22 protein-coding genes are annotated in these 22,759 nt (G+C 74.1%); 9 read left to right on the top strand and 13 right to left on the bottom strand.

What is annotated here, in order from left to right; all coding sequences use genetic code 11:
* Positions 1–142 precede the first annotated feature (142 nt).
* Genes hisF through hisD form a run of 8 tightly spaced genes read right to left on the bottom strand, consistent with a single transcriptional unit; the run spans position 143 to position 5,931 of the window.
* Positions 143–898 carry an imidazole glycerol phosphate synthase subunit HisF gene (hisF, locus tag ACFWEG_RS16845; RefSeq protein ID WP_387215429.1) on the bottom strand — a complete coding sequence of 252 codons (756 nt, stop codon included), beginning with the start codon at positions 896–898 and terminating at the stop codon, positions 143–145.
* A complete protein-coding gene (locus ACFWEG_RS16840; protein ID WP_387215426.1) occupies positions 895–1,323 on the bottom strand; it encodes a RidA family protein in 429 nt (142 codons plus the stop codon). The genes hisF and ACFWEG_RS16840 overlap by 4 nt, the downstream gene beginning before the upstream one ends.
* A complete protein-coding gene (gene priA, locus ACFWEG_RS16835) occupies positions 1,320–2,048 on the bottom strand; it encodes a bifunctional 1-(5-phosphoribosyl)-5-((5-phosphoribosylamino)methylideneamino)imidazole-4-carboxamide isomerase/phosphoribosylanthranilate isomerase PriA (RefSeq protein WP_387215423.1) in 729 nt (242 codons plus the stop codon). Before priA ends, ACFWEG_RS16840 begins: the two co-directional genes overlap by 4 nt.
* Positions 2,048–2,689, bottom strand: coding sequence for an imidazole glycerol phosphate synthase subunit HisH (gene hisH, locus ACFWEG_RS16830; protein WP_387215420.1), 642 nt, complete (start codon positions 2,687–2,689; stop codon positions 2,048–2,050). Before hisH ends, priA begins: the two co-directional genes overlap by 1 nt.
* The gene (locus ACFWEG_RS16825; RefSeq protein ID WP_387215417.1) at positions 2,686–2,853 is read right to left on the bottom strand and encodes a hypothetical protein; all 168 of its coding nucleotides are present in this window, start codon (positions 2,851–2,853) and stop codon (positions 2,686–2,688) included. The genes hisH and ACFWEG_RS16825 overlap by 4 nt, the downstream gene beginning before the upstream one ends.
* On the bottom strand, positions 2,850–3,443 hold the full coding sequence (hisB, locus tag ACFWEG_RS16820; RefSeq protein ID WP_387215414.1) for an imidazoleglycerol-phosphate dehydratase HisB: 594 nt from the start codon (positions 3,441–3,443) through the stop codon (positions 2,850–2,852). The genes ACFWEG_RS16825 and hisB overlap by 4 nt, the downstream gene beginning before the upstream one ends.
* The gene (locus ACFWEG_RS16815; protein ID WP_387215411.1) at positions 3,440–4,603 is read right to left on the bottom strand and encodes a histidinol-phosphate transaminase; all 1,164 of its coding nucleotides are present in this window, start codon (positions 4,601–4,603) and stop codon (positions 3,440–3,442) included. The genes hisB and ACFWEG_RS16815 overlap by 4 nt, the downstream gene beginning before the upstream one ends.
* A complete protein-coding gene (gene hisD, locus ACFWEG_RS16810; RefSeq protein ID WP_387215408.1) occupies positions 4,600–5,931 on the bottom strand; it encodes a histidinol dehydrogenase in 1,332 nt (443 codons plus the stop codon). The genes ACFWEG_RS16815 and hisD overlap by 4 nt, the downstream gene beginning before the upstream one ends.
* A gap of 187 nt (positions 5,932–6,118) precedes the next feature.
* Between hisD and ACFWEG_RS16805 the strand changes: the two genes are divergently transcribed.
* From ACFWEG_RS16805 to ybaK, 4 genes are all read left to right on the top strand, one after another.
* Entirely contained in the window at positions 6,119–7,723 is a 1,605-nt protein-coding gene (locus ACFWEG_RS16805; RefSeq protein ID WP_387215405.1) for an oxidoreductase, read from the top strand.
* Between the two features lie 85 nt (positions 7,724–7,808).
* Positions 7,809–8,804: a hypothetical protein gene (locus ACFWEG_RS16800; RefSeq protein ID WP_387215402.1), complete on the top strand. Its 996-nt coding sequence runs from the start codon at positions 7,809–7,811 to the stop codon at positions 8,802–8,804.
* Between the two features lie 11 nt (positions 8,805–8,815).
* Positions 8,816–9,562 (top strand): LON peptidase substrate-binding domain-containing protein, encoded by a 747-nt coding sequence (locus ACFWEG_RS16795; RefSeq protein ID WP_387215399.1) that lies wholly within the window; start codon positions 8,816–8,818, stop codon positions 9,560–9,562.
* A gap of 20 nt (positions 9,563–9,582) precedes the next feature.
* Positions 9,583–10,077: a Cys-tRNA(Pro) deacylase gene (ybaK, locus tag ACFWEG_RS16790; protein ID WP_387215396.1), complete on the top strand. Its 495-nt coding sequence runs from the start codon at positions 9,583–9,585 to the stop codon at positions 10,075–10,077.
* 31 nt (positions 10,078–10,108) lie between these two features.
* Here ybaK and ACFWEG_RS16785 read toward each other — a convergent pair whose 3' ends face one another.
* From ACFWEG_RS16785 to ACFWEG_RS16770, 4 genes are all read right to left on the bottom strand, one after another.
* Positions 10,109–10,735: a DUF2567 domain-containing protein gene (locus ACFWEG_RS16785; protein WP_387215393.1), complete on the bottom strand. Its 627-nt coding sequence runs from the start codon at positions 10,733–10,735 to the stop codon at positions 10,109–10,111.
* 34 nt (positions 10,736–10,769) lie between these two features.
* Positions 10,770–11,627 carry an ABC transporter permease gene (locus ACFWEG_RS16780; protein WP_387215390.1) on the bottom strand — a complete coding sequence of 286 codons (858 nt, stop codon included), beginning with the start codon at positions 11,625–11,627 and terminating at the stop codon, positions 10,770–10,772.
* Between the two features lie 14 nt (positions 11,628–11,641).
* Positions 11,642–12,610, bottom strand: coding sequence for an ABC transporter ATP-binding protein (locus tag ACFWEG_RS16775; protein ID WP_387215456.1), 969 nt, complete (start codon positions 12,608–12,610; stop codon positions 11,642–11,644).
* 166 nt (positions 12,611–12,776) lie between these two features.
* Positions 12,777–14,117 (bottom strand): NYN domain-containing protein, encoded by a 1,341-nt coding sequence (locus ACFWEG_RS16770; protein ID WP_387215387.1) that lies wholly within the window; start codon positions 14,115–14,117, stop codon positions 12,777–12,779.
* Positions 14,118–14,361: 244 nt separating this feature from the next.
* On the opposite strand from ACFWEG_RS16770, the gene ACFWEG_RS16765 reads away from it, so the two are divergent.
* On the top strand, positions 14,362–14,529 hold the full coding sequence (locus tag ACFWEG_RS16765; RefSeq protein ID WP_387215384.1) for a hypothetical protein: 168 nt from the start codon (positions 14,362–14,364) through the stop codon (positions 14,527–14,529).
* A gap of 61 nt (positions 14,530–14,590) precedes the next feature.
* On the opposite strand, the gene dnaE is transcribed toward ACFWEG_RS16765, so the two are convergent.
* Positions 14,591–18,130: a DNA polymerase III subunit alpha gene (gene dnaE / locus ACFWEG_RS16760; protein ID WP_387215382.1), complete on the bottom strand. Its 3,540-nt coding sequence runs from the start codon at positions 18,128–18,130 to the stop codon at positions 14,591–14,593.
* A 215-nt stretch (positions 18,131–18,345) separates the two neighbouring features.
* Here dnaE and ACFWEG_RS16755 point away from each other — a divergent pair, with 215 nt between their 5' ends.
* From ACFWEG_RS16755 to ACFWEG_RS16740, 4 genes are all read left to right on the top strand, one after another.
* Positions 18,346–19,692, top strand: a complete 1,347-nt coding sequence (locus ACFWEG_RS16755) for a DUF2252 domain-containing protein (RefSeq protein WP_387215379.1) — start codon at positions 18,346–18,348, stop codon at positions 19,690–19,692.
* 147 nt (positions 19,693–19,839) lie between these two features.
* Positions 19,840–20,502: a hypothetical protein gene (locus ACFWEG_RS16750; protein ID WP_387215376.1), complete on the top strand. Its 663-nt coding sequence runs from the start codon at positions 19,840–19,842 to the stop codon at positions 20,500–20,502.
* Positions 20,503–20,542: 40 nt separating this feature from the next.
* Positions 20,543–21,364 (top strand): thioredoxin domain-containing protein, encoded by an 822-nt coding sequence (locus tag ACFWEG_RS16745; protein ID WP_387215373.1) that lies wholly within the window; start codon positions 20,543–20,545, stop codon positions 21,362–21,364.
* 68 nt (positions 21,365–21,432) lie between these two features.
* Positions 21,433–22,759: serine/threonine-protein kinase (locus ACFWEG_RS16740; RefSeq protein ID WP_387215370.1), on the top strand; the 1,327-nt coding region annotated here is incomplete at its 3' end.

The raw sequence follows: 22,759 nt of genomic DNA, 5'->3' as shown, positions 1-22,759 counted from the left end.
GCGGCCGCGCCCTGTGCGGCGGCACAGCACCGGCCGCCGGCGCTCCGGGAGGGGGCCGCCGCCTCCTCCGACGACCGCCACGCTCGGGGGCCGCCCGGCCCCCGGCATCGGCGGTATCACCGGTGTCCGCGCCGGAGCCCGCTCAGCGGACCGGGTGCCCGGCCTCCCGCAGCGCGTCCTTGACCTGGCCGATCTTCAGGTCGCCGAAGTGGAACACGGACGCGGCGAGCACCGCGTCGGCCCCCGCGCCGACGGCGGGGGCGAAGTGGTCGAGCTTCCCCGCCCCGCCGCTGGCGATCACCGGCACCGAGACGTGCGCCCGTACCGCCTCGATCATCTCCAGGTCGTAGCCGTCCTTGGTGCCGTCGGCGTCCATCGAGTTGAGCAGGATCTCGCCCGCGCCGAGCTCGGCCGCCTCGTGCGCCCACTCGACCGCGTCGATCCCGGCGGACCGGCGGCCGCCGTGGGTGGTGACCTCGAAGGAGCCGGAGGCCGTGCGGCGGGCGTCGACGGACAGGACGAGGACCTGGCGGCCGAAGCGCTCGGCGATCTCGCGGATCAGCTCCGGCCGGGCGATGGCGGCGGTGTTGACGCCGACCTTGTCCGCCCCGGCCCGCAGCAGCTTGTCGACGTCCTCGGCGGTGCGCACGCCGCCGCCGACGGTCAGCGGGATGAAGACCTGCTCGGCGGTCCTGCGGACCACGTCGTAGGTGGTCTCGCGGTCGCCCGAGGACGCCGTGATGTCGAGGAACGTGAGCTCGTCCGCGCCCTCGGCGTCGTAGACCTTGGCCATCTCGACCGGGTCGCCGGCGTCCCGCAGGTTCTGGAAGTTGACGCCCTTGACCACCCGGCCGGCGTCCACGTCGAGGCAGGGGATGACCCGTACGGACACGCTCATGCGCCGGCCTCCGGGTCCCCGCCGTCGCGCGCCGACGGCGCGCCGCCGCGGTAGGCCTCCACCTCGACCTCGACCACCAGGGACGGGTCGACGAAGCCGGAGACGATGAGCATCGAGGCGGCCGGGCGGACCGCGTCGAACAGCTCCTTGTGCGCCCGGCCGACCTCCTCCACGTCCCGCGCGTGGGTGAGGTACATCCGGGTGCGCACGACGTCCTCGCGGCCGAGGCCCAGCTGCTCCAGGGCCTTCACGGCCACGCCGAAGCTGTTGACCGCCTGCTCGTAGGGGGTGCCGGCCTGGATCGCCCCGTCGACGACGGAGGTGCAGCCGGAGACCAGGACGAGGCCGCCCGGGAGTTCGACGGCCCGCGAGTAGCCGAACTCCTCCTCCCAGGGCGCGCCCGAGCTCACCTTGCGGACGGTCATCGGACGGCCGCCAGCGCCTCTTCGAGCGTGAACGCCTTCGCGTACAGCGCCTTGCCGACGATCGCGCCCTCGACGCCGAGCGGCACCAGCTCGGCGATGGCCCGCAGGTCGTCGAGGGAGGAGACGCCGCCGGAGGCGACGACGGGTCGGTCGGTGGCGGCGCAGACGTTGCGCAGCAGCTCCAGGTTGGGGCCCTGCAGGGTGCCGTCCTTGGCGATGTCGGTGACGACGTACCGGGCGCAGCCCTCGGAGTCCAGCCGGGCGAGCGTCTCGTAGAGGTCGCCGCCGTCGCGGGTCCAGCCGCGGCCGCGGAGCGTGGTGCCGCGGACGTCGAGGCCGACGGCGATCTTGTCGCCGTGCTCGGCGATGACCTTGGCGACCCACTCGGGGGTCTCCAGGGCGGCCGTGCCGAGGTTGACGCGGCGGCAGCCGGTGGCGAGCGCGGCGGCGAGGGTGTCGTCGTCGCGGATGCCGCCGGAGAGCTCGACCTTGATGTCCATCGCCGCGGCGACCTCGGCGATGACCGCCCGGTTGTCGCCCGTGCCGAAGGCCGCGTCGAGGTCGACCAGGTGGAGCCACTCGGCGCCGGCCCGCTGCCAGGCGAGGGCGGCCTCCAGCGGGGAGCCGTAGGAGGTCTCGCTGCCGGACTCGCCGTGCACGAGGCGGACGGCCTGGCCGTCGCGGACGTCGACGGCGGGGAGGAGTTCGAGGACGTTCGGGGACATCACAGGGTTCCGATCCAGTTGGTCAGCAGCTGGGCTCCGGCGTCGCCGGACTTCTCGGGGTGGAACTGGGTGGCCCACAGCGCGCCGTTCTCCACGGCGGCGACGAACCGCTCGCCGTGGGTCGCCCAGGTGACCTTGGGGGCGCGGATGTTGGGGTTGCCCACCTCCAGCTCCCAGTCGTGGACGGCGTAGGAGTGGACGAAGTAGTAGCGCTCGGCCGGGTCGAGGCCGGCGAAGAGCTGGGTGCCCTCGGGGGCGTCGACGGTGTTCCAGCCCATGTGCGGGACGACGTCGGCCTTCAGCGGGCCGACGGTGCCGGGCCACTCGTCGAGGCCGGCGGTCTCCTCGCCGTGCTCGATGCCGCGCTCGAACAGGATCTGCATGCCGACGCAGATGCCCATGACCGGGCGGCCCCCGGAGAGCCGGCGGCCCACGATCCAGTCGCCGCGGGCCTCCTTCAGGCCGCGCATGCAGGCGGAGAACGCGCCGACGCCGGGGACGAGCAGTCCGTCGGCGTTCATCGCGGTGTCGTAGTCGCGGGTGATCTCGACGTCGGCGCCGACCCGGGCGAGCGCCCGCTCGGCGGAGCGGATGTTCCCGAAGCCGTAGTCGAAGACGACGACCTTCTTGCGGTTGCTCATGCCCAGATCCCTTGGATGCGGAGGACGCCGGCGACCAGGCACATCACGGAGGCGATGCCGAGCAGGACGACGACGCCCATGGGGAGCTTCTGCTTCCAGAACGAGTAGACCCCGCCGGCCAGGAAGAGGCCGACCACGATCAGGACGGTGCTGAGGCCGGTCACAGCGCGCCCTTCGTGGAGGGCAGGATGCCGGCGGCGCGCGGGTCGCGCTCGGAGGCGTAGCGCAGGGCGCGGGCGAGCGCCTTGAACTGGCACTCCACGATGTGGTGCGCGTTGCGCCCGTAGGGGACGTGGACGTGCAGGGCGATCTGCGCCTGGGCGACGAACGACTCCAGGATGTGCCGGGTCATGGTGGTGTCGTAGGAGCCGATCATCGGCGCCATGTTCTCCGGCTCGGTGTGCACCAGGTAGGGGCGGCCGGAGAGGTCGACGGTGACCTGGGCGAGCGACTCGTCCAGCGGGACGGTGCAGTTGCCGAAGCGGTAGATGCCGACCTTGTCGCCGAGCGCCTGCTTGAAGGCGGCGCCGAGCGCGAGGGCGGTGTCCTCGATGGTGTGGTGGCTGTCGATGTGCAGGTCGCCCTCGGTCTTGACCGTGAGGTCGAACAGGCCGTGGCGGCCGAGCTGGTCGAGCATGTGGTCGTAGAAGCCCACGCCCGTGGACACCTGGACCCGGCCGGTGCCGTCGAGGTCGATCTCGACGACGACGGACGTCTCCTTGGTCGTACGCTCCACGCGTCCGATGCGGCTCATGCGGTGATCTCCCCTTGCGTTTCCCTGAACAGCGCGCGTACCGCTTCGAGGAACGCGTCGTTCTCGGCCGGGGTGCCCACGGAGACGCGCAGCCATCCGGGGACGCCGTTGTCCCGGACGAGCACGCCGTGGTCGAGGATGCGCTGCCACACGGTGTGGCTGTCCTCGAAGCGGCCGAACTGGATGAAGTTGGCGTCGGACTCGGTGACCTCGTAGCCGATCCCGCGCAGCGCGGCGACCATCCGGTCCCGTTCGTCCTTGAGCTGCTGCACGTACCCGAGGAGCGTGTCGGTGTGCTCCAGGGCGGCGAGCGCGGTCGCCTGGGTGACGGACGACAGGTGGTAGGGCAGCCGGACCAGCTGGACGGCGTCGACGACCGCCGGGTGGGCGGCGAGGTAGCCGAGGCGGAGCCCGGCCGCGCCGAACGCCTTGGACATGGTCCGCGAGAGGACCATGAGCGGGCGGCCCGCGATCAGCGGCAGCAGCGAGGCGTGGTGGCTGAACTCGCCGTACGCCTCGTCGACGACGACGAGGGTCGGCCCGACCGCCTGCGCGGCGTCGTACAGCGCGAGGACGGTGTCGGCCTCGACGGCGGTGCCGGTGGGGTTGTTGGGCGAGGTCACGAAGACCACGTCCGGGGCGTTGGCGGCGATGGAGGCGCAGGCGGCGTCCACGTCGATGGTGAAGTCGTCGTGGCGCGGGCCGGAGATCCAGCCGGTGCCGGTGCCGCGCGCGATGAGCGCGTGCATCGAGTACGACGGCTCGAAGCCGATCGCGGTGCGGCCGGGGCCGCCGAAGGTCTGCAGCAGCTGCTGGAGGACCTCGTTGGAGCCGTTGGCCGCCCAGACGTTGGCCGCGCCGACCTCGTGGCCGCAGGTGCGGGTGAGGTACCTCGCCAGCTCGGTGCGCAGCTCGACGGCGTCGCGGTCCGGGTAGCGGTTCAGGCCGCGGGCGGCCTCCCGGACCCGCTCGGCGATCCGCTCGACGAGCGGCTCGGGCAGCGGGTAGGGGTTCTCGTTGGTGTTGAGCCGGACGGGGACGTCCAGCTGCGGGGCGCCGTACGGGGACTGGCCCTTGAGCTCGTCGCGGATCGGGAGGTCGTCGAGGGTGAGGTCGGGGACCTCGGTCACGTCGGCCGCCGCGAAGTTCTCTGTGCTCATACGGTCGGCACCTTCCACCCGAACCTCGCCTTGAGCGCGGAACCGTGCGCCGGCAGGTCCTCCGCCTCCGCGAGCGTCACCACGTGGTGGGTGATCTCGGCGAGCGCGTCACGGGTGTAGTCGACGATGTGGATGCCGCGCAGGAAGGACTGCACGCTGAGCCCGGAGGAGTGGCAGGCGCAGCCGCCGGTGGGCAGCACGTGGTTGGAGCCGGCCGCGTAGTCGCCGAGCGAGACCGGCGAGAAGGGGCCGACGAAGACCGCGCCCGCGTTGCGGACCCGCTCGGCGAGGGCCGCGGCGTCGGCGGTCTGGATCTCCAGGTGCTCCGCCCCATAGGCGTTGACGACCGCGAGGCCGTCCTCGACGGAGTCGACGAGGACGGTCGCGGACTGCTTGCCCGCGAGCGCCGGCGCGATCCGCTCCTCGCGGTGCCGGGCGGCGCGGACCTGCGGCTCCAGCTCCTTGTCGACGGCGTCGGCCAGCTCGGGCGAGTCGGTGACGAGGACGGCCGCGGCCAGCGGGTCGTGCTCGGCCTGGCTGATCAGGTCGGCGGCGACGTGCACCGGGTCGGCGGTGGCGTCGGCGAGGATCGCGATCTCGGTCGGGCCGGCCTCGGAGTCGATGCCGATCTTCCCGGTGAAGTAGCGCTTGGCGGCGGCGACCCAGATGTTGCCGGGGCCCGCGACCATGTCGGCCGGCGGGCAGGACTCCGTACCGTGGGCGAACATCGCGACGGCGGTGGCGCCGCCGGCCGCGTAGACCTCGTCGATGCCGAGCAGCGCGCAGGCGGCGAGGATCGTGGGGTGCGGGAGGCCCCCGAAGTCCTTCTGGGCGGGCGAGGCGAGGGCGATGGAGGGCACGCCGGCCTCCTGGGCCGGGACCGCGTCCATGACCACCGACGACGGGTAGACGGACCGGCCGCCGGGCGCGTAGAGCCCGACCCGGTCGACCGGGACCCACTTCTCGGTCACGAAGCCGCCGGGGGCGACCTCGGTGCGCTCGGTGGTGCGGCGCTGGGCGCGGTGGACGATCCGGGCCCGCCGGATCGACTCCTCCAGCGCCGCCCTGACCTGCGGGTCGAGCTCGGCGAGGGCCTGCCGCAGGGCCTCCGCGGGCACCCTGACCTGCCGCAGTTCGACGCCGTCGAACCGGGCGGCGTACTCGATCAGCGCCGCGTCCCCGCGATGGTGCACGTCCTCGCAGATCGGCCGCACCTTGTCCAGGGCGGCCGAGACGTCGAAGTCGGCACGGGGCAGCAGGGCGCGCAGGGCGGCCCCGGACGGGAATTCCGCGAGGGCGTCGGCGCGCAGGTCGAGTCGTGAGATCACGGTACCGATTCTCGCAGACGCCCCGGACGCCCCGGACGCCCGTATCAGTGGCTGATACCCGACGCTCCGCGTTCCGGGCGGCGTTCCGGGCGGCGGGGACGGGTATCACCGGGGCGTGACGCGTCGGGCGGGCCGCGCGTGACGCGTCGGACGGGGGCTCGCACAGCGGCCGGTGAGAGGGGCGCGGATGGCGAGCGGTGAGCGCGGGGAGCCGCCGGAGGACCTGACCGCCGCCGAGCTGGGCATGTGGCAGGCGTTCCGCAACGGCACCCGCTACGACCTGTCGGCGGGCGACGCCGACCTGGACGACCCGCACTCCGCGCTGCTCTGGGGCGCGCAGCGCAGCGTACGGGCCCGGGTGGTGTGCCGACTGCTGCTCGACGGGCCAGCGCCGCTGCCCGGCCGGGTCGCCTCGCTCAAGCTGGCCGGGGTGCGGCTGACCGGCTCGCTGGACCTGGCGGGCGGTCGGGTCGAGCCGTACGTCGAGCTGGTGCGGTGCCGGTTCGACCAGGAGGTGCTGCTGCCGGAGAGCCGGTTCACCACCCTGCGGCTCGTGGATTGCGCGATCCCGCGCCTCGAGGCGGCCCGGCTCACCACCGACGGCGACCTGCACCTGCCGCGCTGCCGGATCCGGTCCGGCGTCCGGCTCTCCGACGCCCACATCGGCACGGACCTGCTCCTCGACCAGCTGGTGGCGCACCGCGACCGGCGGGGGCGCTCCCTCCTGGGCGACGGCATGACCGTCGGCCAGGACCTGCAGGCCGAACTGCTGGAGTCGTTCGGCGAGCTGAGCCTGCGGGGCGCGCAGATCGGCGGCTCGTTCTCGCTGCGCGGCTCGGTCCTGCGCAACCCCTACGGGCGGCGGGCGCTGAACGCCCCGCAGCTCACCGTCGGGCGGACGCTGTACCTGACCGCCGCCGCCTCGGGGTCCTCGGTCACGACCGGCGCGACCCCGCTGTTCGGTTCGATGAACACCCCCGCCCGCGGCACCCGCGTCCGCCCCTTCGAGTGCCGGGGCGGCGTGCGGCTCGACGACGGCCGCTTCGGCGACTCCGTCGACCTGGAGCAGGCCCGCTTCGTCCTGGCGGACGAGCAGCAGGTCTCCCTGCGCCGGATCCAGGCCCCCGAGCTGCGGTTCCTGTGCGAGCGGCCGGAGCGCGGCACGGTGGTCCTGTCCGGGGCCCGGGTCGGCGTCCTCGTCGACCGGCTGAGCAGCTGGCCGGGCCCCGGCGGCCTGGAGATCAGCGGCTTCGGCTACGAGACGCTGGTCCCGCGCGGCCCCTTCACCCTCGCCGACCGGCTCGGCTGGGTCACCGACGCGACCCCCGAGTACGCGCCCGAGCCGTACGAGCGGCTGGCCGCCGTGCTCAGGGCGCAGGGCGAGGACTCCGACGCGCGGGCGGTGCTGCTCACCAAGCAGCGCCGCCGCCGCGAGACGCTGCCCCCGGCCGCGCGGCTGTGGGGGTACGTGCAGGACCTGACCGTGGCGTACGGCTACAAGCCGGGGCGGGCGGCGCTGTGGATGGCGCTGCTCTGGGCGGCGGGCGCGGCGGCGCTCGCCGCGCGCTTCGGCCCCGGCGGGCCGCCGCCGCTGAAGCCGGGCGAGAACCCCGGCTGGAACCCGCCGCTGTACGCCCTGGACCTGCTGGTCCCGGTCATCGACCTGGGGCAGCAGGGCCACTGGCGGCTGAGCACCGCCTGGCAGTGGGCGGCGGCGTTCCTGATCGTCCTGGGCTGGCTGCTCGCGACGGCGGTCGCGGCGGGCGCGTCGCGGCTGCTGCGCAAGGGGTGAGGCGCCGCCTCCGGGGCGCGGCGCCGGTTCCTTTGCCGTCCCTTGACCGTCCCCGGGCGCCGCGCGGCCTTCAATGGTCCGCACCATGACGCTGCTGCGCTCCCTGGTCGCCACCGCGCGGATGATCAGGCACACCGCCCGCCTCGCCGAGGGGCTCCCCGCCGACGAGGAGATGCTCCTCGACGCCCCCGACCGGCGGCTCGCGCCCGCGCTCGTCGCGGCGGGGCGCGGGGAGCACGGCGGGGCGGCGGAGCTGCTCGCCGCGACCCGGGAGCGGGCGGCGTGGGAGGACCGCGACCGCTACGCCGTGCGGCTCGCCGCCTTCGCGCTGCGGCGGCACGACTGGCTCACCGCCTGGCGGGCGCTCGCGCCCGGCGACCCCGACGTGGCGCTCCTGGCCGCCGAGCTGGCCGTGCACCGCGCCCTGTCATCGCCGGCGCGGGTCGAGCTGCTGCGGGCGGCGGGCCCGCTGGTGGCGGCCGCGGCGGAGGCGAACCCCGGCGACCCGGTGCCCTGGCGGGTCGCCCTGGACCACGCCCGGTCCGCCCGCGCCCCGCGGCGGCGGTTCGACGCGGTGTGGGCCGAGGCCGGACGCCGGGCCTCCCACCACTACGGCTGCCACGTCGCCGCGCTCCGCTACCTGGCGGCGGCCGGCCACGGCGCCGCCGCCTGCCTCGACTTCGCCGAGCGGGCCGCCGGCGACGCCCTGCCCGGCTCGCTGATCCAGGCCCTGCCCGCCCGCGCCGCGCTCGCCGGCCTCCTGCCCGGGGCGCCCGCCGCCGGGTCGCGGGTCCCCGCCGCCCGCCTGCACCGGGCCGCCGACCGGGCGATCGCGCTGTCCGCGGCGCGTCCGCCGGCCGACCCCCGGCTCGCGGAGGTCCGCAACCTGCTCACGTACCTGCTGGTCGCGCTGGAGCGCTGGCCGGAGGCGCTCACCCAGATCAGGCTGCTCGGGACGGGCGTGACGTCCTTCCCGTGGGACGCGGTCTCCGACGACCCGCTGGGCCAGTTCCTGGAACTGCGGGACGGCGTGCGCATCCAGATCGCCACGCGGACGCCGCTGCGCGCGCGGGCCGATTAGGCTTCGGCGTCGTGACCACCGCCCGTCTCCCGCTCTTCCCCCTCAACACGGTCCTGTTCCCGGGCCTCGTGCTGCCGCTGAACGTCTTCGAGGAGCGGTATCGCGCCATGATGCGCGAACTCCTGAAGACCCCGGACGACTCCGACGTCCCCCGGCGCTTCGTCGTCGTCGCGATCCGCGACGGCCACCAGCTCGCGCCGAGCCTGCCGGGGCTGCCCGACGAGTCGGTCGAGCCCGACATCGGGCCCGCGGCCGGCTTCGGGGAGGATCCGCTGCTCGCGTTCCACCAGGTCGGCTGCGTGGCCGACGCGGCGACGATCCGGGAGCGCGAGGACGGCACCTTCGAGGTGCTCGCCACCGGCACCACCCGGGTGCGGCTGCACGCCCTCGACGCCTCGGGCCCGTTCCTGACCGCCGAGGTCGAGGAGTTGCCCGAGGACGACGGCGACGGGGCCGGCGCGCTCGCCGAGGGCGTCCTGCGGGCCTTCCGGGCGTACCAGAAGCGGCTGGCCGGGGCGAGTGAGCGGACCCTCGCCAGCGCCTCCGAGCTGCCCGACGACCCCTCGGTGGTCTCCTACCTGGTCGCCGCGGCGACCGTCCTGGACACCCCCTCGCGCCAGCGCCTCCTGGAGGCGCCGACCGTGGCCGCCCGGCTCCGCATCGAGCTGGGGCTGCTGCGCTCGGAGACGGCGCTGATCCGCAACCTGCCCTCCCTGCCCGCGGTGGACCTCACCCGCGCACCCACCAGCCTCAACTGATCGCGAGAAGGCACTCCCCCGTGGCCAAGAAGAAGCACGCAGCAGGTGGCACCCCGGCCACCGTCGCCCTGACCGCGGCCGGCACGGCGTACACCCTGCACTCCTACACCCACGACCCCGCGCACCCCTCGTACGGCGAGGAGGCCGCGGAGGCGATGGGCGTGTCCCCGGAGCGGGTCTTCAAGACGCTGGTCGCGGAGGTCGACGGGGCGCTGACCGTCGCCGTGGTGCCGGTCGCCGGGCAGCTGGACCTCAAGGCGCTGGCGAGCGCGGCGGGCGGCAAGCGGGCGGCGATGGCCGACCCGGCGGCGGCCGAGCGCACCACGGGGTACGTGCGCGGCGGCATCTCGCCGCTCGGCCAGCGCAAGCGGCTGCCGACCGTCCTGGACGCCTCCGCGTCCGGCCACGCCACGATCTGCGTCTCGGCCGGCCGCCGCGGCCTGGAGGTCGAACTCTCCCCCGCCGACCTCGCCGCGCTGACGGCGGCGGTGCTCGCCCCGATCGCGCGCGTCTGACCGCGGTGGGCGGCCCGCGCGGGGCGGCGGCTCAGTCCGCGGGCGGGAGGTCCTTGCCCCACTGCGGGGCGGGGTCCGGTTCCGGGTCGCGGGGGCCGAAGCCGGCCGTCAGACCCAGGTGGGTGATCATCGCGATCACCGGCCAGGCCAGCCACGCCCCGTACGCCTTGAGTTCCAGCGGCGCGTCGAAGGCGACGCCCTCGCCGGCCTCCTTGGCGCGCGCGACGACGTCGGAGGACGGGCCGAGCCAGATGCCGGTCTGCCAGGCGACGACGGACCCGGCGAGCCCGCCGAGCGCGAGCGCGACGACCAGCGGCACCCCGCCGCGCCGCCGCCACAGGAAGACCGCGACCGCGCTCACGACGCCGAAGGCGAGGGCGAGCAGGAAGTAGACGCCCTCGGCGCCGATGGACTGCTCGCCCTCGGTGTCCTTGAGGTAGACCGCGGTGCCGTCGGAGACGAGCGGCACCCGGGGCGCGAGCCAGAACCAGAGCGCCCCGAGGAGCACCCCGGCGAGCGCCAGGACCAGTCCGAGGACGATCGCCTCGGGGAGCTCGGCGCGCAGGCCGGGCCCTTCGGGCTCACCGGCGGCGCCGGGGCCCTGGGCGTGCCAGGGCCGGTGCGGCGGCTGGTCGTGCGGAGTCAACGGTGCGGTCACCCGACCATCCTGCCAGTCCGCCGCGGGGGCCGGGTCACCGCACGGCCGCCTGGCGGTAGGCCCAGGTGGCGACGGCGAGGGAGAGCACGCCGACCCCGGCGCAGACGCCCAGATCGACCACCACGGAGACCCAGTCGGGCCGCGCCCGGTACGTCTCGGCGAAAGCCTCGACGCCGTAGGTGGAGGGCAGCAGGTCGCGCGCCCAGCGGACGACCTCCGGCAGCCGCTCGGCGGGCAGCACGCCGAGCAGCAGCGCGGCCGACATGCCGAGCTGGCCGAGCAGGGTGGCCAGCTCCTGGCGGGGCGCGAGCAGCCCGAGCGCGGCCCCGAGGCCGGCGAGGGCCGCGCCGGCCAGCGGGATCACCGCGAGGAGCACCCAGAGGTGGGTGAGCGGCAGTCCGAAGAGCACCGAGCCGACGACGGCGGTCACCACCGTGCCGGGCGCGGTGAAGGAGGCGTAGGCGGCGGCGGTGCCGAGGACGACGGAGGCCGGCGGCACGGGCAGGGTGGCGTAGTAGTCGAGCCCGCCGCTCGCCCGGAGCTGGCCGAAGTACTGGGCGAGCAGGTTCAGCGCGACGAAGGCGACGACCAGGACGCTGGATCCGGCGACGACGGCCCGCGCCTCCTCGCCGCCGTCCACGACGCCCCGCATCAGAACCATGATCCCGATGGACTGGAAGGTGGCGACGAAGAGCAGCGGGATCCGGGCGACCCGGGCCCGGGAGAGCTGCGCCCGGTAGACCGCGCCGAGCGCGGGCAGCAGCCCGGCCCGGGGCGCGAGCGGGGCGCACCCGTCCGCGGCGGGGGCGGTCGCGGCCCCGGCCGCCGTCCGCGCGTCCGCCGTCCGGCCGCCCTGCGTCCCGGTCGTGCCCACCGCATCCGTCACGCTCACCGCGCCGCTCCCGCTCACGTCTTGACCAGGCCTTCCGTGCGGCCTCCGCCGAGCGCGAGGTACACGTCCTCGAGGCTCGGCGTGGCCAGGGTGAAGTCGTCCAGGGCGGCGAAGGCCGCGCCGCCCGTCACCGCGGCGACCGCCGCGCGCGCCTCCTCGGGCGCGAGCCGCAGCACCCAGCGCCGCCCGGTCTCCCGGGCGCTGTCGCGCAGCGCGGCCACCTCGGGCACCTCCAGCGGGGCCCGCTCGCGCCAGACCAGCTCGACCCGGACGTCCCCGGCGACGCGCGCCTTGAGGCCGCCGGGCGTGTCGCAGGCGATCACCCGGCCCCGCTCGACGACGGCGACCCGGTCGAGGACGGTCTCGGCCTCGATGACGTTGTGGGTGACCAGGATCACCGTGGTGCCGCGCTCGGCGCGCCGCCGGTCGACGGCCGCCCACACCGCGCGGCGGGCGACGGGGTCCATGCCGGTGGTGGGCTCGTCGAGGACGAGCAGGGGCCGCTCGCCGACGAGGGAGGCGGCGAAGCAGGCGAGGCGGCGCTGGCCGCCGGAGAGCCGCTTGAGGGGGCGCGAGGCGATCTCGGCGAGCCCGAGCTCGTCGATGACGGCGTCCCGCTCGCGCCGGGCCGCGGGGGTGTCGAGGCCACGCAGCCGGCCGGTGGTCTCGGCGGCGAGGGCGACGGTGAGCTCGTCGAGCGCGGTGGACTCCTGGCCGAGGTAGCCGACGAGGCGCGCGGCGCGCTCGGGGTGCCGCACGAGGTCGTGGCCGAGGACGGTGACGCTGCCGGAGTCGGGCCGCATCAGGCCGGTGAGCTGGCGCACCAGGGTGGACTTGCCGGCCCCGTTGGGGCCGAGCAGGCCGAAGACCTCACCGCCGGCGACGTCGAGGGAGATGCCGTCAGTGGCCCGCACCGCGGGCGTACCCGGCGCGCCGCGCCGTCCGCGCGCGGCGGGGTACGTCTTCACCAGCTCCCGCACCACGCACACTTTGCCCGTACTCACGAGGAACGAGCCTACGGGGTCGTACGCCCCACATTGCCCCCGGGGCCGCCGGGGCCGCGTCACATCTGCGGCGGGAGCGGCGGTGGGCGCAGCGGCGGGAGCGGCGACGGGTACGGCCACCTGCGCCGTCACGCGCGGCGGGCTCTCACGGGCCCTCCGGCTCGGCGGCCGCGGTACCCGCGGGGGCGGTGTCGGCGGCCGCGCGGACGTCGATCTCGCGCCAGAAGCCGGCGCGGATCGCGTAGCGGTCGTGCTCGTCGATCTGGTCGTCCTTGTGGGCGAGCAGGCCGAACCGGGCGGCGTAGCGCAGGAGTTCGCCGTCGATGCGGTGCGGGATGCGGGGGTAGAGCGCGGAGAGTCTGCCGGTGTGCGCGGACTCCGGGATCCGTTCGATCCAGCGCCGGGCGAAGACCTGGCCGACCTCGAAGGGGTCGCCGCCGACTGTGGTGATGTCCTCCTCGCGGTCGGCCCAGCGCTGCTCGGCGCTGGTGAGCTGGGCGAGGGTGGGCAGCGAGGCCGTCTCGGGCGGTTCGCCGGCGAAGGGGCGGTCGGCCCAGCCCTTGTCCGAGGACCAGCGCAGCGTGGCGCCGGACGTCTGCGGCGCGGCCGGGTGGGGCACGGGGCCGGGCGCCCTGAGCCCCGCGAGGTCCTTGGGCGTCGGCACACCGCGGGCCAGGTGGGTGCGCTCCGGCGGCCCGCCGTCGGCCGCGGCCGGCCGCTCCCGGGGCTCGTCGTGGGACGGCGGCCGGGCGGCGGGCGCGGTCCGGCCGGGCTCGCGGTCGTCCGGCGGCCCGGCGGGGCCTTCCGCACGGACGTGCCGGGCGGGTGCGGCGCCGTTGCGCGTCGAGGCGGCGAGGGCCGACTCGGGCAGCGGCGCGGAGAGGATGGCGGCGATCTCCGGCCGGGGCGCGGGTGGCGGGGCGCAGACGCCGCCGAAGTCCTTGGCGCGGACGGCCCGGGTGATCCAGACCCGGTCCAGGACCCGGCGCTCGTCGGCCTCGGCGACGAGGTCCTCGGACTGGTTGTAGTCGCCGTCGGCCGCCTGCACGGCCCAGAGGTGGACGGCGACGCCGTGCTCCTTGGCGGCCATCATGCCGGGCAGCAGGTCCCCGTCGCCGGTGATGAGCACGATGTCGGCGCAGGCCCGGTTGCGCGCCAGCTCGGTCAGCTCGGCGTGCATGGCGGCGTCGACGCCCTTCTGCGCCCAGCGCCCGTCGCTGCGGGTCAGGGCGCCGAGCCGGACGGTGACGCGCGGCATCACCCGCAGCCGCCGGTGCTCGGGCTGGGGGACGCGGTCGGGGGCGCCGTCGAACCAGTAGATCCGCAGCAGCGGCTGGCCGGTCTCCAGCTCGGCGCGCTCGCGCAGGCCCTGGATCAGCGCGGCGTGGTCGACGGTGATGCGGGACCGGGACGGCTCCCCTGCCAGCAGGGACGCGGCGGCTCCCAGGAGATAGCCGGCGTCCACCAGGACGACGCATCGGTCCATGGGTGCCACCCTCTTTCGGGAACGAGGTCGCTCCGCGTTGTTCCGGGTTTCCTTCGAGTCTGCCCGACCCGGTCACCGTTGACGTCGGGAACTCGATCATCGGCGTGGCGTATTCGGCGCCGGCCGGGACGGCGTCGTGCTCCGTCCGACTGACACTCAGGGTAATTGTCCGAAATGCGCGGCGTGTCGGCTTGTGTGAATCTGATGGCGCCCCACTCGGGGCACATCACAGGAGGCATCACAGATGGCCAAGAACAAGAACCGCAAGCAGCCGAACTCGTCCCCCGCCGAGCGGGGCGCCCAGGAGGCGCGGACGAGCGCGCTGGAGTCCCAGGCCAAGGAGCAGACCCAGGCCCAGGGCAGCCCCGCGGACGTGGCGCGCAAGCACCAGCGCCGCTTCGGTCACAACTGACCGCGGCCCCCACGCACGGAGGGGCGCACCCCCGGTCGGGGTGCGCCCCTCCGGCGCGCCGTCAGCCGGTCAGGCAGGACGGCCCGAGCAGCACCTTCAGGTCGCCGAACAGCGCGGGATCGGGCTTGACCCGGTGCCGGTCGAGCCGCAGCACGGTGGTCTTGCGCGCGCCCAGCAGCTTGATCCGCACCTCGGTCGAGCCGCGGTGGTGGCTGAGCACCTCGCCGAGCTTGCTGACCATCGGCGGGCTGACCTTGACCGCCGGGATGGTGATCGTCACCGGCGCGTCGGTGCCCGCGTCGCTGAGGTCGGGGACCATCAGCTCCATGGCGACCAGCCGCGGCACGTCCTCCCGCTTGTCGAGCCGGCCCTTGACGAAGACCACCGCGTCCTCCACCAGCTGGGTGGAGATCAGCTGGTAGGTGGCGGGGAAGAACATGCAGTCGATGGAGCCGGCCAGGTCCTCGACGGTCGCGATCGCCCAGGCGTTGCCCTGCTTGGTCATCTTGCGCTGCAGGCCGGAGATGATGCCGCCGATGGTGACGATCGAGCCGTCGGAGTAGTCCCCGCCGGTCAGCTGCCCGATGCCGGCGTCCGCCTTGTCGCTCAGCACGTGCTCCAGGCCGAAGAGCGGGTGGTCGGAGACGTAGAGGCCGAGCATCTCGCGCTCCTGGGCGAGGAGGTAGGTCTTGTCCCACTCCACGTCCGAGAAGACGACGTCGAGCCCGAAACCGGGCTCACCGGTGGCCTCCTCCGCCCCGCCGAAGAGGTCGAACTGGCCCTCGGCCTCCTTGCGCTTGACCGCGACCACGTTGTCGATCATCGGCTCGAAGTGCGCGGTGAGGCCCTTGCGGGTGTGCCCCATGGCGTCGAAGGCGCCGGCCTTGATCAGCGACTCGGTGGTCCGCTTGTTGCAGGCCACGGCCTCGACCTTGTCGAGGTAGTCGGGGAACGAGGAGTACTTCCCCTTGGCCTTGCGCGAGCGGATGATCGACTCGACGACGTTCTGGCCGACGTTGCGGACCGCGGTCAGGCCGAAGAGGATCACGTCGTCGCCCTGGGCGGCGAAGTTCGCCATCGACTCGTTGACGTCCGGCGGCAGCACCTTGATGCCCATCCGCCGGCACTCGTTGAGGTAGACGGCCGACTTGTCCTTGTCGTCGCGGACCGAGGTGAGCAGCGCCGCCATGTACTCGGCCGGGTAGTTGGCCTTGAGGTAGGCGGTCCAGTAGGTGACCAGGCCGTACGCCGAGGAGTGCGCCTTGTTGAACGCGTAGCCGGCGAACGGCACCAGGACGTCCCACAGCGCCTGGATCGCGGCGTCGGAGAAGCCGTTCTTCTTGGCGCCCTCCTGGAACAGGACGAAGTTCTTCGCCAGCTCCTCGGGCTTCTTCTTGCCCATCACGCGGCGCAGGATGTCGGCCTCGCCGAGCGAGTACCCGGCGACGATCTGGGCGGCCTTCTGCACCTGCTCCTGGTACACGATGAGGCCGTAGGTCAGCCCGAGGACCTCCTTGAGCGGCTCCTCCAGCTCCGGGTGGATCGGGGTGATCTCCTGGCGGCCGTTCTTGCGCTCGGCGTAGTTCGTGTGCGAGTTCATGCCCATCGGGCCCGGCCGGTAGAGGGCCGAGACGGCGGAGATGTCCTCGAAGTTGTCGGGCTGCATCTGGCGCAGCAGCGAGCGCATCGGGCCGCCGTCGAACTGGAAGACGCCGAGCGTGTCGCCGCGGCAGAGCATCTGGTACGTCTTCGGGTCGTCCAGCGGCAGCGAGAGCATCTCCAGCTCGACGCCCTTGTTGGACTTCACCATCTTGATGGCGTCGTCCATGATCGTCAGGTTGCGCAGGCCGAGGAAGTCCATCTTCAGCAGGCCGAGCGACTCGCACTGCGGGTAGTCCCACTGCGTGATCGTGACGCCGTCGGTGTGCCGGGTCCACAGCGGGGCGTGGTCGACGATCGGCTCGCTGGACATGATCACGCCGGCCGCGTGCACGCCCATCTGCCGGACCAGGCCCTCGACGCCCTTGGCGGTGTCGATGACCTTCTTGACGTCCGGCTCGTTCTCGTACATCCCCCGGATCTCGCCCGCCTCGTTGTAGCGGGGGTGCTTGGGGTCGGTGATGCCGCTGAGGTCGATGCCCTTGCCGAGGACGTCGGCGGGCATCGCCTTGGTGAGCCGGTCGCCCATCGCGTAGGGGTAGCCGAGGACGCGAGCGGAGTCCTTGATCGCGTTCTTGGCCTTGATCTTGCCGTAGGTGCCGATCATGGCGACCTTGTCGGACCCGTACTTCTCGGTCACGTACCGGATCACCTCGACGCGCCTGCGCTCGTCGAAGTCGATGTCGACGTCGGGCATGGAGACGCGCTCGGGGTTGAGGAACCGCTCGAAGATCAGTCCGTGCTCGATCGGGTCGAGGTCGGTGATGCCCATGGCGTAGGCGACGATCGAGCCGGCCGCGGAGCCGCGGCCGGGACCGACCGCGATGCCGTTGTTCTTGGCCCACATGATGAAGTCGGCGACGACCAGGAAGTACCCCGGGAACCCCATCTGGATGATGATGTCCATCTCGTACTCGACCTGCTTCTGCCGGTCGTCGGGCACGCCGCCGGGGAAGCGGCGGCCCATGCCGCGGCGGACCTCCTCCTGGAACCAGGTGACCTCGGTGAAGCCGTCCGGGATCTCGAACTTCGGCATGAGGTTCCTCGCCTCGAACATGCCGCTGGTGTCGACCTGCTCGGCGACCAGGAGGGTGTTGGCGCAGCCCTCCTGCCAGGCGTCGGAGGAGTCGATCGCGTACATCTCGTCGGTCGACTTCAGGTAGTAGCCGGTGCCGTCGAAGCGGAAGCGGTCGGGGTCGGAGAGGTTCTTGCCGGTCTGGATGCAGAGCAGGGCGTCGTGCGCCGAGGCCTCGTGGGCGTAGGTGTAGTGCGAGTCGTTGGTGACCAGCGGGGGGATGCCGAGCTTCTTGCCGATCTCCAGGAGGCCCTCGCGGACCCGGCTCTCGATCTCGATGCCGTGGTCCATCAGCTCCAGGAAGTACCGGCCCTCGCCGAAGATGTCCTTGTAGTCGGAGGCGGCCTGGACGGCCTCGTCGAACTGGCCGAGCCGGAGCCTGGTCTGCACCTCGCCGGACGGGCAGCCGGTGGAGGCGATCAGCCCCTCCGACCACTGGGAGATCGTCTCCTTGTCCATCCGGGGCCACTTCTGCAGCCAGCCCTCGGAGTAGGCGTCGGAGGACAGCCGGAAGAGGTTGTGCAGACCGGTCTTGTTCGCCGCCCAGATCGTCTTGTGCGTGTACCCGCCGGAGCCCGAGACGTCGTCCCGCTTCTGGTGCGGCTGGCCCCACTTCACCTTGCGCTTGTTGCGCCGGGACTCCGGGGCGACGTACGCCTCGATGCCGATGATCGGGGTGACGCCCGCCTTCTTGGCGCTGTGGAAGAAGTCGTACGCGCCGTGCAGGTTGCCGTGGTCGGACATCGCGATGTGCGACATCCCCATCTCGTTGCACGCGTCGAACATGTCCTTGAGCCGCGCGGCCCCGTCCAGCATCGAGTACTGCGTGTGGACGTGGAGATGGGTGAAGGGCGGCTTCGACGACACGGTGGACGGCCTCCGGGGGCAGAGCGGACGGGGGGGGCGCGGCCCCGGCCGGCGAGGAGGGGGCAGCGCGGGGAAGTCTACGTCGTGGCACTGACACCGGGCGGGGACTCCGGGCTCCCCACGGGCGGGCACTCACGAGTACGTTCGTGCGTTGTGACGGGAGGAACACCCGTCGCCTTTCACCGCAGATCCCCCGTACCAGGAGGCACCCACCGATGTCGGTCCCGCAGGCAAGCGCCGAAGAGCGCGGCGAGGAGATCCTGGCCGTCTTCGGCACGGCGTTCGGCGAGCTGCTCGCCGCCGACCCCGCCGCGTTCCGGGTGAAGTTCCGCAAGATGGCGGCCACCGCGTTCGCCTTCTACCGGGGCACGGCCTGCCTCTACTACCACGACCTGGACGCGGAGAAGGACCCCGCCCGCTCCCACCCGTTCCTCGACGAGCGCACGAGCCGGGTGTGGATCCACGGCGACCTGCACGCGGAGAACTTCGGCACGTACATGGACGCCAACGGCCGGCTCGTCTTCAACGTCAACGACTTCGACGAGGCGTACGTCGGCCCCTTCACCTGGGACCTCAAGCGCTTCGCCGCGTCCCTCGCCCTGGTCGGCCTCGCGAAGGCGCTCAGCGACGAGCAGATCACCGAGCTGGTGCGGATCTACGCCGCCGCCTACCGCGAGCGGATCCACGTCCTCGCCGCCGGCGGCCGCGCGTCCGGTGACGACGGGGCGGTGACGCCCTTCACCCTCGACACCGCCGAGGGCCCGCTGCTGGCCGCCCTGCGCTCGGCCCGCTCGCTCACCCGCTTCGGGCTGCTCGACTCGATGACGGAGATCCGCGACTTCGAGCGCCGCTTCGCGCCCGGCGGCGGCTCGATCGACCTCGACGCGGCCACCCGGTACAAGGTGCTCGCCGCGTTCGAGGACTACCTGGACACCCTCCCCGAGTCCAGCCTGGTCCGCCCCGACTCCTACCGGGTCAAGGACGTCGTCGGCCGCCGCGGCATCGGCATCGGCTCGGCCGGCCTGCCCTCGTACAACCTGCTCCTGGAGGGCCACAGCGACGCCCTGGAGAACGACGTCGTCATCTACATGAAGCAGGGCCAGACCCCGGCGGTCTCCCGGCACGTCGACGACCAGCGGGTGCGGGACTACTTCCGCCACGAGGGCCACCGCACGGTGATCTCGCAGCGCGCCCTCCAGGCGCACGCCGACCCCTGGCTCGGCTGGGCCGAGCTCGACGGCGCGGGCCAGCTGGTCGCCGAGGTCTCGCCGTACGCGGTCGACCTGGACTGGGCGGACATCGACGAGCCGGAGCAGATCGCGGCGACCGTCGCCGACCTCGGCCGGGCCACCGCCACCATGCACGCGGCGGCGGACGACGAGAGCGGCCACTCGCTGGTGCCGTTCTCCACCGAGAAGGCCATCGACGCGGCGATCTCCGCCGACGAGGACGGCTTCGCGCAGCTCCTCGTCGACTTCGCGCACGACTACGGGGCCCGGGCGCGGCGGGACCACCAGATCTTCCTGGACCTGTTCCGCAACGGGCGCATCCCGGGGCTCTGAGCCGGGACGGGGACCGCGCCGCCGGGAACCGCGCCGCCGCACGGGCCGGTGCGCGGGAGCCGGTGCGCGGTCCCGGGGCCGCCGTGGGCGGCCTCACAGCGAGCGTTTAATCGGCTCTTATCCGCCCCCGTGCGACACTCGTCCGCAATGGGCATATCCACGGCAGGCATCCGGGCGGTACGCGCGGCGCTCTTCACAGCGCTCGTCGTGACGCTGTCCGCTGCCTCGCACGTGCTGCTCGCCGGCGCCCCGCTGCCGCCGACCACCCTGGCGGTCGTCGCCGCCGCCGTGTTCGCCCTGACCTGGGCCCTCGCCGGGCGGGAGCGCTCCTTCGGGCGGATCGCCGCCCTGTTCGTCCCCCTCGAACTCGCCGCGGACACCGTCTTCACCACCGGCCGCCACGTCTGCTACGGCCCCTCCGGCGGCCCGGTCACCGGCTCGCTGCGGTCCGTCGGCCTCGACGTGCTGTGCGGCGGCGACCCGGTGGGCGCAGGCGTGCCGCTGCACGCGCCCGCCCCCGATCCGGCCGCCCCCTTGGCTCTGCTCGCCGCCCACGTCGGGCTCGGGCTGCTCGCCGCGGCCTGGCTGCGCGGCGGCGAGCGGGCCCTGGTCCGGCTCCTGCGGGCCGGCGCGGCGTTCGCGTTCCGCCCGCTGCGGGCCGCGCTGCTCGCCGCCGGCGCCGCCCCCGCGCCGGCGGCCGGGACCGCCCTCCCCCGGGCCGTGCACCGCGCCCGGATCCTCCGTACCGCTCTCCTCGTGCACAGCGTGGGCCTGCGCGGGCCGCCGCGGGCGACTGAGACCCCCGTCTGAGTCCCGCGACACCCGCTTTCCGCACGAGAGAAGAACCGCCATGAGCAAGCGCAACAACCAGGCCTCGAAGAACGCCGCCCGCGAGCGGCTGCGCGCCGAGCGCGAGGCCGCCGCCAGGAGGGCGAAGACCCGCCGCACCCTCGTCGTGGCCGCCTCGGTCGTCGGCGTGCTCGCCGTGGCCGGCGGCGTCGGCGCCCTGGTCGTGCAGAACAACAAGCCGACCTACTGGGAGTCGGCCGCCGACCAGAAGCTCGTCAGGCCCGCGAACACCACCGGCGCCGACGGCACCACGGTCGTCATCGGCAAGGACAGCGCGAAGAAGACGGTCAAGCTCTACGAGGACCCGCGCTGCCCCGTCTGCGCGACCTTCGAGCAGAACGTCGGCGACACGATCCACAAGGACGTCGACAAGGGGGCCTACAAGATCCAGTTCGTCGGCGGCGCGTTCCTCGACCGCAACCTGCAGGGCACCGGTTCCAAGAACGGCCTCAGCGCGCTGGGCGCCGCCCTGAACGTCTCCGACCAGGCCTTCCTCGACTACAAGGCGGCGATGTTCTCCGCCAAGTGGCACCCCGACGAGTCCACCGACAAGCTCGCCGACGACGCCTACCTCATCGAGATCGCCGACACCGTCCCCGCCCTGAAGGACAACCAGGCCTTCGCCGAGGACGTGAAGGACGGCACCTACGACAAGTGGGCGCTGAACATGGCCGAGTCGTTCGACGACAACAAGGACGGCGTCCAGGGCACCCCGTCGGTGGTCGTCGACGGCAAGCTCGTGTACGGCGAGGGCACCGAGAGCGCCCCCTCCACCGCCGCGGCCTACCGCACGGCGATCGACAAGGCGCTCGCCGGCAGCTGACGGGCCGGATCAGGGCCCGGTGGGCGGATCCGCCTGACGGGGCGGTCGCCCTGCGCGAGACTGACCCCATGAGTGGGCCGGGGGATCACGTCGACGGGCGGTTCGAGCTGCTCGAACTGCTCGGCAGCGGCGGCATGGGGGCGGTGTGGCGGGCGCGCGACACCGTCCTCGACCGCGAGGTGGCGCTCAAGGAGGTGCGGGCGTCGCCCGCGGAGTCGCCCGCCCTGCGCGAGCGGGTGCTGCGCGAGGCCCGGGCGCTCGCGCGGCTCAACCACCCGCACGTGGTGACCGTCCATCAGATCATCGACTCCGCCGTCGGTCCGCACCCCTGGATCGTCATGGAGCTGCTGCCGGGCCGTACGCTCCAGGACCGGATCGAGGCGGGCCCGCTGCCGTTCGGTGACGTGATCCGGATCGGCCGGCAGGTGCTCTCCGCGCTGGACGCCGCCCACCGGGCGGGCATCCACCACCGGGACGTGAAGCCGGCCAACGTGCTGCTGCGCAACGACGGTTCGGCCGTGCTCACCGACTTCGGCATCGCGGCCCTGCAGGGCTCCACCTCCCTGACCGCGACCGGCGAGCTGATCGGCTCCCCGGAGTACATCGCCCCCGAGCGCATCCGCGGGCACGACGAGACGCCCGCCTCCGACCTGTGGTCGCTCGGCCTGGTCCTGTACGTGTGCGTGGAGGGGATCAGCCCGATGCGCCGGGCGAGCACCCTGGCCACGCTGGCGGCGGTGCTCGACGACCCGGTGCCGCCGCCGGTCCGCTCGGGCCCGCTCGCCCCGGTGCTTGCCGCCCTCCTCGCCCGCGACCCGGCGGTCCGCCCGGACGCGGCCGAGCTCGACGCGATGCTCGCGGCCGCGGCGGCGGCCCCGGACCCGACGTGGGACGCGGTGGGGCCCGGCCCGTACGGCACCCTGCCCGGCTGGGACGCGCTGCCGACGCGGACCTCCGCCGTCCGGCCGGACGCGCCCCCGCCCGTCCCGCCCCCGGGACCGGCCCCCGGCGGCCCGGCCACCCCGCGGCCGCCCGTGCCCGCGGCCCACCCCACCCCGTCCCCGGCCCCCTGGCCGGTCCCGGCCGGGCCGCCCCACCGGTCGCCCGCCGTGGTCGCGACCGTCGCCGTCGCCGCGGTGGCCGTCGCCCTGGTCGCGGCGGCGGCCCTGGTGCTCGCGCTGCGCGAGCCCGGCGGCGGCCGCGCGGGCGGCGGCGGGACGGACGGGTCCGGCCGGTCGTCCGCCGGCGGCCCCGGACCGGCCTCCACCTCGGCGTCCCCGCAGTCCGCGTCAACCGGCACGGGCGCCCGGACGCCGGGCCCGTCCGGCGCCCCGTCCCAGCAGCCGCCTCCGGGCCCCGGGCCGGGCGGCGGGCCCCCGCCGGGCTCCCCGGGCG

It is taken from the genome of Streptomyces sp. NPDC060194 (assembly GCF_042728285.1).
GTDB lineage: Bacteria > Actinomycetota > Actinomycetes > Streptomycetales > Streptomycetaceae > Streptomyces.
The sequence above is the reverse complement of the archived record's forward strand: the minus strand, read 5'-3'. Positions and strand labels throughout refer to the sequence as shown.